Source organism: Nocardia sp. NPDC057353, from assembly GCF_042667085.1.
Classification (GTDB): Bacteria; Actinomycetota; Actinomycetes; order Mycobacteriales; family Mycobacteriaceae; genus Nocardia.
In genome coordinates, this window is record NZ_JBHVAK010000035.1 from 23,663 (window position 1) to 36,163 (window position 12,501).

At 75.0% G+C, this 12,501-nt stretch carries 1 protein-coding gene (running past one end of the window); it reads right to left on the reverse strand.

Annotation, left to right across the window (positions count from 1 at the left end):
- Positions 1-12,501: the end of a toxin glutamine deamidase domain-containing protein gene (locus tag ACFUUZ_RS19285; RefSeq protein ID WP_378697980.1), read on the reverse strand. It continues 18,789 nt past the right edge of the window; only the last 12,501 of its 31,290 coding nucleotides appear in the window; the start codon falls outside the window, past its right edge; the stop codon is at positions 1-3.

Consider the following 12,501-nt stretch of genomic DNA (forward strand, 5'->3'; position numbering starts at 1 on the left):
TCATCGGACGTCCTCGCCGAGGCCGAGGGTGAAGGGGACGTCGACCGGCTGCGGTTGCGGCTCAGCGGTTTCCGGTGGTTCCTCGGCATCGCCGGGCAACCAGTCGACCTCGGCGGCGGGGGCGTGGAACTCCGGGATCGGCTCCCACTCCTCGGGCCAGACGCGTTGCGGGCGGGCACGTCCGGGGCGGAGCAGGCGCGGATTGCGCGGCGGCGTCCCGGACCGCGACGCCGGGCTCGGGTCCGGCGCGCCGGGCTTCCTGTCGTCGGCACCGCCGTCGCTCTTCTTCTCGTCGTCGCGCACCGGATCGTCGGACCGCGGCTCGGCGTCCGGCCCGCCCGTTGTCCAGGAGAGGCCCGAAACATCCCCTTCGTCCGCACCCGGCCGCATGAGACAGAACACCCGCCGGAAGAACCGGGATCGCGTGGTCGCGGGCGGTATCGGCTGCTGATCGGGTTCCGGGGTGACCGGTTGCGGCGCGACGGGTGCGGGCACGTGGCCGGGGATCGGCTCGGTCGCCAGCAGCGCGGCACGCACCTCCGCCGTCGTCGCGACGGCGTACTCGACGGCGTAGTTGCCCGGCGGGGCCGGGATGGTCGCGGAGGTGGCACCGGAGACGGCATGCCACCAGGTCGGTCCCGTCCCGGCCAGGTTCGCGAGCACGAACACCTGGGCCATCCGGAGCTTCTCCGTCAGGACAACGGCCCCGATCGAACCCGGTCCGCGGCGTACCACCTCGTCGTGCACCGCCGCCAGCTTCTGCGCCAGCGGCTGCGACGGATCGGGTAGCCGATGCCGGTTCGCCGCGGGGAACAGCTCCAGCAGCGTCGTGCGCTGCGCGTCGAGCCACGGGACGGCGTGGTCGAAGGTGTCCAACCCGGCGCCCGCCCAGCCGGGAGCCGTGGTCCTGGGCAGCCCCGCGAGACCGGCGACGATGGCCACCGCCGCAGCGACCGGTTTGCCTGCCACCCCGGCCAGCAGCGGTCCGTCCGGCAGCGCATCCGGGGGCGGCAGGGCCCGCTGCCTGCGCGCGGCGGCGGCCACCCGCTGTGCGGTGGAGGGGACGAACTCCACCCACTCGGCCCGCGCCACCAGCTCCGCCGGTGGCGTCGTCGTCACCCCCTCGCTGCCCCACCACACCGGCCGGTCCGCTCCGGCCGGGAACACCACGGCGATCGTGGCGAACGGCTTCCGTGCCCCGGCGGGCGCGGTAGTAGCGGGGTCAGCGGGCGCGAGGGTCACCTGGACGAAGGCGATCCCACCGGGGCCCAGCTTCTCGACCGCGGCCTGGACCGCGTCGAGCTGCTTCGCCGCGTCCGCGGGCGGGTCGGCGCGCCTGCCGTACGCGTGCCGGAGCGCGGTCAGCGCGACGGTCTCCGCGTCCATCGCGGGGGAGCCGAGCCAGCGCTCGGCCAGCTGGAGCGGCGACCACCCGTCGGAGACCGGAGCCAGCCCGGTGCTCGGCGGCGGCACGTCGGGGAGCCCGATGAACGTCGCCAGCCGCGACAGCGTGCGCTGCCCGTCGTCCAGCGCACCGTCCGGTGCCGCGAGCACCTCGATCATCGGCTCCCCGCCCCGCGGGTTCACCCCGGGATGTTCGAACGCGGCGAAACTGCCGTCGCTCCGGTGCATCGCCGCCCGCACCCGCCGCAGCGCACGCTGATCGCGCGGGCCGAGCGTTCCCGGTGCGGCGAGCTCCGACGGTGGCCGGAGCAGTGCCAGCTCGGCGGCGGACAGTGCCACCGGTGCCGTCGCGGGCAGCGGCGGTGCTACCGCGGCCAACCGCGGGAGGGGGGCCGGCTTCGTGGCGAGCAGAGCAGCCTGCACCTCGTCGAGCGTCGTCTCGCCGGCGTCGACCTCGACATCGTCGGCGACGGTCGGCGGGGTGTCGCGGACCTCCCCGGTCGACGCGTTCCACCACACCGGACCGGTGCTGCCCGTCGATTCGGGGAACATCGCCACCCACTGCGTGACCGGCTGCGTCCCCAGTCCGACCACGGCGACCGAACCGGGGCCCGCCGCGATCCGGCGATCATGGATCAGCGCCAGTTTCGCCGCCGCCGTCATCGACCCGAAGGGCGGCAGCTCGAGCGGCATCAGAACGTCATGGATCGGGCTGACGACCTGCCCGGGGATGGCATCCGGGGCGGCGGCGGTCCAGGTACCGACCGCGATCCTTGGCAGCGCCACCGCCGAGGCCAGGAAGGCGACCACCGCTTCGCCGGACGTCACTCCCGGCTGCGTGACCAGCCCGCCGAACGGCACCGCGCCGGGTGCGGCCGGCTGCCCCGGGTGCTGCCCGCGCACATACCCCGGCCCCGCCGGGTTCTGCAGCGCCCGCTCCAGCGCGCGCATGCGCACCGCGGCCTGATGCACCCGGAGCGCCGTGGACGGAGTGAAGCTCAGCTCCGCGGCTCGATCGATCAGGTGCCTGCGCTGAGCGGGACCCCATCGCCAATTCTGCGTGTCGACCCAGACCGGCGCCTGCGCACCGTGCGGGAACACGAGCGCGAGCTCGTGCCCGCCGCCCGCCGACCAACCGACGCGCACCCGGGCGAACCCGCCGGGCCCCAGGTTCTGCACCACCCGCTCCACGTATTCGACCTGCTCGGCGATGGACCGGGGTGCGCCCGCGCTCGTCTGGTCGGCATGGAGTTCCAGCGAGCCCAGCCACTGGTCGGTGCCGAGCTCCCACCGCGCCGGGTCGAGCGGATGCAGGCCGTAGCGCTCCCCCGCGGTATCGGGCAGCCCGATCCACGACGACAGGAAGGTGGCCGTGGTCTGCGGGCAGTTGGTGGCCCGGCCGGGGACCTTGTTTCCCGGAGCGTTCATGTAGGCGAACAGCGGCCGGGTTCCGCGCAGTGTCGCGGTCGGCTCCCAGTACGCCGCGTACGTGCCGTCGTCCTGCCGCAACGCGGCGCGCAGCATCTCCAGAATCCGGAGATCGCTGCTGCCGTGCACCCCGGGGATCCCGCTCAGCGACGGTCGCCGGAGATCACGCAGCTGCTCCGGGGTCAGGGGCGGGTGCACCACCGGGCCCTGTGCCGGGTCGTAGCTCGGCTCCGGAGCCGGATCGGTTCCCGGTGCCGCGGAGTTCGAACTCGGCGCTGCGGCGGGGTCGGGCACCGCGACGGTCCCCCGGTGGGCCTCCTGTGTGCCCGCCCGGCTCTGGGGTGGCGTCTCCGGCTCGGCCTCCGGTACGCCTGCCCGGCTCGCCGGCAGCGTCTCTGGCTTTGGCACCGGCCCAGGGGCGGCCCGGCCCCCGAAGGCGCGCCGGACCCGCGCCGCCGCCGCGGCCATGCGGCCGGTCGGCCGCGGCGCGCGGGGCTCGGTGAAGGCCCCGACCGCGTTCGGATCGGCGGCGGCATTCGGCGCGCTCACCGCGGGCGCGGGAGCCTGGGCCGCCTCGGGCTTGGGCTTGGGCGCCGGTTCCGGGGGACCCATGGGGATGGAGCGCACCGCGGTGAGGTACTTCCGCAGCTCGGGAACGGTGGTGCGGAAGGTGCGCACCGCGGTGAACGGCATCAGGCCGGAGATCTCCGGCGGGGTGTCGCGGGTCTCGCCGGTGATCGGGTCGGTCCACACCACCGGGTTCCGTGCCTGCTGCGCGCCGGGGTTCGTCGGCTGCGGTGTGGTGACCACCCAGACCCGGCCGCGGTGGCGCGGGTCCTGCGAGCCGACCGAGACGATGGTGACCGGCTCGTCCGCGGACCGCGCCCCGACCTCGTCGTGCACCCTGGCCAACTTGCGGGAGATCCGGAAGGGGAACGAGGTCGACGGCTCGGCCACCCACCGCTTCGGCATCAGGGAGTCACCGGCGAGATCCGGGCTCTGCACGGCGGCTTCCGCCCAGATCGGCACCGCGATCCGGGGAATCCCCGCGAGCGTCGCCGCCAGCGCCTGGGCCGCGTCGAGCGCACCGGCGTCCGGGTGCGCCACCAGGCCGCCGAACGCCGGGCGGCCCGGTGCGACCGGCTGCCCCGGATGCGCATTGCGGACGTAGCCCGACCCCGGGGAGTCCCGCGCGGCCTCCTGCAGCGCGCGCAATTGCCTGGCGCCCTGCAGCACCCGCTGGGCCGAGGACGGCACGTAGCCGGTGATCTCCAGGAAATTCTCCAGGAGCTGCTTCTCGGCCGCGCGCCCCGACTTCTTCGTCTGCGCGTCGTACCACTTGGGCCGCTTCGCGCCCGGCGGGTAGAGCAGCACCATCGCGTGGGAATTTCCGAAGCCCCGGAGTTTGACGAGCGCGAAATGACCGGGGCCGAGATCCTGGATCTTCCGCTCGAGCTCGGCCTTCTGGACGTGCAGCGGGGTCCGCTTGCCCCCCGCCATCGTCGTCGGGGAAAGCGTGCGGGAGAACAGCCAGCCCTCGAAATCCATCGGCCGCAGTGAAAGGTCCCGCGGTACCAGCGGTGTGGCAGGCCCCGCGACATCGGGCAGCCCCATGACCGTCGCCAGTAGCGCCATGCTGGTCAGCGCGCAGTTGTAGTTCCGGCCGACGAGGTGGTTGCCGGGGTCGTTGATGTAGTCGAGGATCGGCTTCCCGTCCGGCGCGTACGTCGCGGGGTCGAAGAAGGCCGCGGTACTGCCGTCGGGCAGCGTGAGCGCCCGCACCAGCGAGTCGAGCACCGTCTTGTCGATGCTGCCGAAGACCCCGTGCTGGTCCCGGGTCGACGGCCGCGGGATCTCGGCGAGCTCGGCGGGGGTCAGCCGGACCGGGCCCGAGGGGCCGGTCGGCGGCGTCGAATCGACCGGGGCACCGTCATACGACGGCGACACCGTGTCCAGCGGCTCGACGACGGCCGGATAGGGCGGTTCCCCGGCGCGGCCGGGGACCAGCACCTCGGCCTCGATCGCGAACTCGGGCGCGTTCGGGCCGAGCTCCGGATCCGGGTCGAGCACGCGGACGCCGGTGATCCGGTAGCGGAGGTCGCGCGGCAGCAGCAGTTCGCGGTGACCGGAGCCGTTGACCGAGCCGCCGACAGCGAGGCCCGTGCTGCCCGGTGGCAGTGCCAGTTCGAGCCGGACCGGCGACGGCTTCCCCGGTGCCTTTCCGAGCGTGGCCGTCAGGTGGCCTGCCACGGTCTGCTCGGTGCCGACCAGCCACTGCGGGCGGCGGTCGCCGAGCGGCAGGCCGTCGGCGGCGAGCAGGGTGCTCGCGTCGGCGAGCGCGTGCGTGACCCGCACCGGGTCGGGCAGCGGCCGCCGCACGGCGGCGTCCAGCTCGGCGAGTTCGCGGCGGAGTGTGTCCGGGGTCGGCTCCGCGCCCAGGTAGGCGGTGAGTGCCTGCTGCTGCGCCGGGCTCGGTGTCGCGGCCTCGCCTGCCGAGAGAATCGGCGTCAGGACGCCGGGGTCGCCGAGGTACCGGTCCACCGCGCGGCGCTGCTCCGGCGGCAGCGCCGGGTACTGTCCGCCGAGCGTCAGATCGCCGTAGCGCTCGGCGTCGTCGTCGTTGTCGAAGCGCCGGAAGCCGTTGGCGTCGGTGGCGGGCGCGAGCTGCGGGCTGTCCACCGGGGTGCGTTCCGGAGCCTCCAGCCGGGCGCGCAGTTGCTCGGCGGTCGCCGACACGAAGGAGATGGACCGCACGGAGTCCGCCGCGAAGGTGGGCGGCGTGCCCGAGGTGGTGTTGCGCGTCGGCATCCACCAGACCGGGGGCTCCGTGGCGCCGGACTCCGGCTCCTCCCCCGCCTCCCGCACCGGGTTGACCAGGAGCACCGGCTCGATCCGGCCGTCCTGCATCGTGACCTCGAGGAAGGTGACCCCTCCGGTGCCGAGCGCGGGCATGAACCCGCTCAGCTCGGCCAGCCGCGCGGACAGGTCGCGGCCGTCGGGCGCGAGCTGCGTCATGGGCTGCCCGAAGAACTGCCCGACGTCCCGGCGCCCCGCCCGGTGCGCGGCCTGTTCGTCGAACTCCGTCCCGGCGACCGGCAGGCTCCGGTGCGGCACCGCGAACTGCGGGTGCCCGAGGAAGGTGGCCGCCGCGGCCAGGCCGATGTCGTGCGGGGCGAAGACGACACCGGGGGCCTCCGCGTCGAAGATCACGAAGTCGCCGTAGGGCGCACCGCCGGGCACCGACGAGTACCGGCCGGGGTGCCGGAAGGGCAGGAAGGAGCCGTCCGGTGCCCGCACCGAATCCTCCAGCGCCAGACCGTGCTCGCCGGCGGCCGCCACGTGCGCGGGGGTGGCGGGCACGAAGGAGACCTCGCCCGCCTCGGTCGCGTAGTGCGGCGGGAGGGCACCCCGCTGCCCGGTCTGCGGATCCCACCACACCGGCTCGTCCGCCTTCGCCGGGAAGACCATGGTCAGCGAGTGCCCGCCCGTGAAGGCCGGCGCGCCGTCGCCGGTGTACACCTTCCGGTTGTCCCGGTCCCGCTCGTGCCAGCGCACCGAGACCGCGGCCGAGGAGCGGCGGCCCGCGGCGGCGAGCACCTCGCGGACCGTCCGGAAGTGCGCCTCCGGCGAGCTGCCTGGCCCGAGTTCGGGCAGGGTGATCCGGCGGGTGCCGAGCATGCGCTCGATGCGCGCCGCGTCCCGACGTCCCGGGCTCGCGGCCTTCGGGCCGATCGCGGGCGCCGCGACGACGGCCTGCCCGTGGAAGTTCAGCAGCCCCGCCTCGACGCAGCTCTCGCAGTTCGCGGCGCGCCCCCGCTGCGCCGTCCCGGCGCCGTTGACCAGGGAGCCGATCGCGGGCTGCCCGTCGATCGCGGTGCCCGGGTCCAGGTAGGGCTCGACCGCGTCGGCGCCGCCGTACGCCGCTTCGAGCCGCCGCTGGTCCCCCTCGTCGACGTAGCCGTAGCGGCCGGGGAAGGCGGCGCCGGTCGGCCGGGTGGCGCCGATCGGCTGATCGCGGCCGGGGATCGCGGTGTCGGTGCCCTGGGCCGACGGCACGCCCACCACGGGGACGTCGAACCCGCGGGGTCCGTCCGCGCGGGGGTCGGTGTGCCCCGCCGCCCGCTCTGCGGCGAACTCCGGCAGCCCCGCCCGGCCGGTCGGCCTGGCCACCGCCGGATGGAAGAGACGGAACAGCTTTCGGAAGAACCGGGACCGGCGCCGCGCCGCGCCGTGCGCGGCCGGGTCGGGCGTTGGCCGCACCGCCGGTGTCGCGGGCGCGGCCTCCGGCTCGCCCGGCACCTGCGTCGCGGGCGGCGGCGCGGCATTCGGCCGGGCGGGTGCCCGCGTCGTCGCCGACAGCGCGGCGGCCACCTCCGCCGTGGACGCGACCGCGAAATCGACCTCGTCGGCGCTGGTGAACTGCGGGATCGTCGCGAAGGTCGCGCCGGAGGGCAGGTGCTGCCAGGTCGGCTCCTGCGCACCGGACACCGGGTAGGAGAGCACGAAGGCGTGCGACACCATCTTCGCAGGCGAGACCACCGCGACGACCGCGGTCGAACCGGGGCCGCGGCGCAGCACCGCGTCGCGCGCGGCCGCCAGCTTCTCCGCCATCGGCTGCGCGCGGTCGGCCAGCCGGGTGCGGCTCGCCGCGGGGAACAGCGCGAACAGGGGGCGCAGACTCGACTCGAACAGCGACATCGCGCTGGCGAGGACAGCGCCGGGCACGGCGTCGAACGACGGGGCCGCGGGCATGGCGACCCCGGCGAGCTCGGCGATCCGGGCCAGCGCCGAATCGGCCGCCGAGACATTCGGTTCGACCAGCGGCGACCCCGACCGCGCCGCCTGCTGCCTGCGCGCGGCAGCGGCGACCCGCTGCGCGGTCGAGGCGACGAACTCGACCCGCGCCCGATCCGGGGCCACCGCGGTGAGCACGTGCAGCGGTGGCGGCCCCATCGTTCCTCCCCGCCGATGGACCCACACCGGCCGATCCACGCCGGCCGGGAATACCAGGGCGAGCGTGCTGACCGGGGAGGTACCGGCGACCCCCGGTGTTCCGGTGGCGTCCTGGCCGTCCGGCTCGGCGGACACCTGCACGTAGGCGATCGCACCGGGGCCGAGCGCGGCGACCGCGGTGTACGCCACCAGCAGCTGCTCCAGCACGTGCTTCGGCGTCGGGCCAAGGCCGAGTTCGCGCTCGACGCTGGGGTCCGCCGCCACCGCGGCCGAGCCGAGCCAGCGCTCGGCCACCTTGATCGGCGACCACGCCGCGGATTCCGGGACCACCCCGGTGTCCGGCGGGGGCACGTCCGTCAGCCCGATGACGTTCGCCAGCAGCGACAGCGCGAACTGCTCGTCGCTCACCGGCCCGTTCTGCGCCGCGGCTGCCTCGAGCGCGTCGAGGAGCGATTCCCCGCCGCGCGGGTTGCTCTCCGGATCCTCGAACGCTGCGATGCGCCCGTCGGGCAGCCGCGTTGCCGCGCGCACCCGCTCGAGTGCCCGCGGATCGACCGAGCCGAGCGTCCCCGGCAGCGCCTGCGCCGATGGCGGCTCGATCGCCGCCAACTCGGCGGGCGACAGGGTGGCCGGCGGGACCGGCGGCACCGGCACAGCGTGGCTCAGCTCACGGGCGGGGAGGGGGTCCGTTCGGAAGACCGCGGCGGCCACCGCGTCCAGCGTCGTTTCCGTGCAGGAGATCTCGGCGTCGTCGGCGACGACCGGCGGGGTGTCGCTGACCGTGCCGGTCGCGGCGTTCCACCACACCGGTCCGGTGCTCCCCGCCGACTCGGGGAAGATCGCCACCCACATCGCGCTCGGCTGCGCGCCGATCTCGACCACGGCGACCGAACCGGGTCCCCCGGCGATCCTGCGCTCGTTGACCAGCTCGAGCACGGCCCCCGCCCGCATGGACGACGCGGGCGGGAGTTTGAGCGGTACCAGGGTCAGGTCGGCGGCGCTCGGCGTGCTGACCCACGGCGGGGCCGCATCCGGGGTGGCCGCGGTCCATGGCCCGACCGCGATCCGGGGCAGCCCGGCCGCCGATGTCAGGAAGGCGGCCACCGCCTCGGCGGGCTCCGCCTCCGGCACCGTGATCAGCTCGCCGAACGGCGCGGCCCCCGGCCGCGCGGGCTGACCGGGATGCTGCCCGCGCAGGTAGCCCGTTCCGGACGGATCCCGCAGCGCGTCCTCGACCGCCCGGCTGCGCACCGCCGCCGCGTGCACCCGCTCGCCGGTCGAGGGAACGAGCATCACACTGCGCGCGCGGTCGAGCAGGTCCTGCCGTACCGCGGCACCTGTTTTCCCGGTCTGGGCGTCACACCAGACCGGCTCGGTCGCCCCGTAGGGGTAGACGAGCGCGAGCGCGTGCGCGCCGCCGCCGCGCCAGCCGACCGACACATAGGCGAATCCGCCCGGCTTCAGGTCGGCCACCGCCCGCTCCACGTACTCGACCTGCTCGGCGACCGACTGCGGGGTGCCATCCTTCGTCACACCGGCATCGATCGTCGTCGAGTTCAGCCACTGCTCGAGCTCCAGGTGCCACCGTGCGCTGTCGAACGGGTCCCTGCCGAGCCGCGGCCCTGCGACGTCGGGCAACCCGAGCCACGACGACAGGAAGGCCATCACGGCCTGCGCGCAGTTCGTGGCACGGCCGAGGGTGTTGATGCCCGGCGCGTTCATGTACTCGATCAGCGGCCGGTCGCCGTTCAGGGTCGAGGTCGGGTCCCAGTACGCCGCGTAGCTGCCGTCCGGCAGCCGCGTCGCGGCGCGCAGCGCGTCCAGCGCCACCTGGTCCGGGCTGCCGTGCACCCAGGGGACCGCGGCGCGCGTCGGCCGCCGGATGTCGCGGAGCTGCTCCGGGGTCAGCGGCGGCTGCGCCCCGGCGATCGTCGGCATGCCAGGCGGGCCCGGCTGCGCGGCCGGGTCGAGCGGCGCCCCCGTCGCGTCGCTGCGCGGGATCGATTCGTCCTCGACCAGCCTCGACGCCGCCGCGCGGAGCTCGCCGCCGGTGGCGATCACATACTCGACCGCCGCCGTCGAGAGCCGCTCGGGCGGCCGGGTCGAGGTCTCGCCGGTGACCGCGTCGGTCCACTCCGGCTCCGCCCCCTCGGTCTCCGGCTGGTGGACTGTCCACGCGACGCTCGGGTCACCGGGGACCGTCACCACAGCCACCGAGCCAGGGCCGTAGGGCGGCGACGCGACCGCGTCGTGCACCGCGCGCAGCTTCGCGGTGAACGGCTGCCCGCGGTCGTCCAGCAGCCGCGGCGCGGACGGGAAGAGACCGGCCAGCTCCGCGGTGGTGACGGTGTGCAGCCGCGACCTGATCTCCGCGCCGCGGCCGAGCGGGTTGGTGTCGGGCCGGAACGGTGGCGCGGTGCGCGGGGTGCCGACCGCGGTGAGCGCCAGCGCGATCGCCCCCTCCACCGGCCGCGCCGTCGGCCCCGCGACCAGCCGGGCGAGCGGGATCCCCGCCGCCGACCGCGGCGCACGCCCGAAGCCCTGCCACGACCGCCTGCCCGCCTCCACCGCCCGTCGGCGCTGCGCCCCCTCGAACATCCGCTGCGCGGTCGAGGCGACGAACTCGACCCGGACCGCGCCCTTCGCCAGGTACTCGGGCAGCGTGTCGGAGACCATGCCGCTCTGGGGATCGACCCACCTCGGCCCCGCCGCCCCCTCCGGGTGAACCAGGGCGACGGCGTGCATGCCCGCGGCGTTCCCGTTGTCGTCGGCGTAGGTGATGCGCACCCAGGCGCCTGCACCCTCGCCGAGCGCGGCGACCTGCCCGTGCGCCAGGTCGAACCAGGCCCGCGCCCGCCCCGGCCGGTGGCCGGAGTCGATCGCCTGGGCGTCGAGGAATCGCTCGGCGACCCGGATCGAGGCCAACCCAGGGTCGGCGGGCAGCAGCCGCGATGTGGTCCCGGCCGTGTCCACCAGGCCGAAGAACGACGACAGGTAGGAGAGCGCGCACTGGGCGCAGTTCCAGCTCCGCCCCGGCGCGCGGTCACCCGCGGCGTTGATGTGGTCGACGACCCGGCGACCGTCCGGGCCGACGGTCTCCGGGTCGACGAAGGCCGCGTAGCTGCCGTCCTCGCGGCGCAGCGCGTCCCGCAGCCGCTCCTGCGACCGCAGGTCGGCGCTGCCGTGCACCCCGGGCACGCCGTCCTGCGACGGTCGCCGAATGATCGCCAGCTGTTCCGGAGTGAGCCGCACCGGCCCCGGGGGCGGCGGTGCCTGCGCGGGCTCGACGGTGCCGTCCGCGCTGAGCGAGTCCGTCGACGCGGCAGGCCGCGGCCCGTGCTCGGCGCCCGGCTCTGGCGGCGCAGGGGCGAGGTTCGGCTGCGGCGTGATCCGCGCGGCGGGTTCGCCGTCCCGGTGCGTCGGCCGTGCCCCGGTGTTCGCCGCGCCGACACCGGAATCACCGGACTCCGTGCCTTGCCGACCGGCGACCGCGCTCGCGGCAACCGGCGCGAAGTTCGGGGTGGCGATGGGGTAGGGCCGCACATCGGTGAGGTACTTCCGCAGCTCGTCGATGGTGGTGCGCTGCACCCGCACCATGGTGAAGGGCTTCAGGCCGGGAATCTCGGGCGGAGTTTCGCGGGTCTCACCGGTCAACGGGTCGGTCCACACCGGCGGACCGGGCTGGGGCTGCCGCGTACCGGGCTCCATCGTCGGCGGGGCGGTGACCACCCAGACTCGGCCCGGTTTATTCAGGTTCATCGTGCCCACATCGACGATGAAGATCGGTTCGTCCGCGGACCGCGCCGCGACCTCGGCGTGGATCGAGGCCAGTTTGCCTGCCGTCCGGAGCGGGAAGGACGCCGACGACTTGACCACCCACGGCTTCTCCGCCAGGGAGAACACGGCCTCCTTCCCGCTCTGGAGGGCCGCCTCCTTCCAGATCGGCACTGCGATCCGCGGGAGACCCGCGACGGTCGCCGCGAACATCTGCGCCGCGTTCACCGCACCGGCGCCCTCGGCCGCCACCAGGGCGCCGAAGGCAGGCCGCCCCGCCGCGACCGGTCGCCCCGGATGCGGATTGCGGACGTAGCCCGAACCCGACGGGTCCAGCACGGCGGCCCGCAGCGCCGCCGATCGCCTGGCGCCCTCGAGGACCCGCGCGGCCGACGAGGGAACATAGCCCGAAATCTCGGCCCACTCGCTGCGGATCTGGTTCTCGGCGGTGCGCCCCGACGTCCGCGCCTGCGCGTCGTACCACCGTGGCTTCTCCGCGCCCTCCGGGTAGAGCAGCGCCACCGCGTGCGCCGCTCCGAACAGGCTTAGTGTGACGAACGCGAAGGTGCCTTCGCCGAGATTCTTGATCTTCCGCTCGAGCTCGAGCATCTGACCGCTGAGCCTGCTCGACTTCTTCGGCGACAGGGTGCGGGAGAACAGCCACGATTCGTGGTCCAGCGGCCGCAGTGACGCGTCGAGCGCTCGCCACGGAAGTGCCGGGCCCGCCACATCGGGCAACCCCATGAACGATGAGAGCAGCGCCATGGTGGTCGGCGCGCAGTTGTAGTTCCGGCCGACGACGTGTTCACCCGGGGCGTTGATGTAGTCGATGACCGGCTGCCCGGCGGGCGCATGCGTCCCGGGGTCGAAGAAGGCCGCCACGGTGCCGTCCGGGCGGGTCAACGCCTGCCGCAGCGCGTCGAGCGCCCGCTGATCGACGCT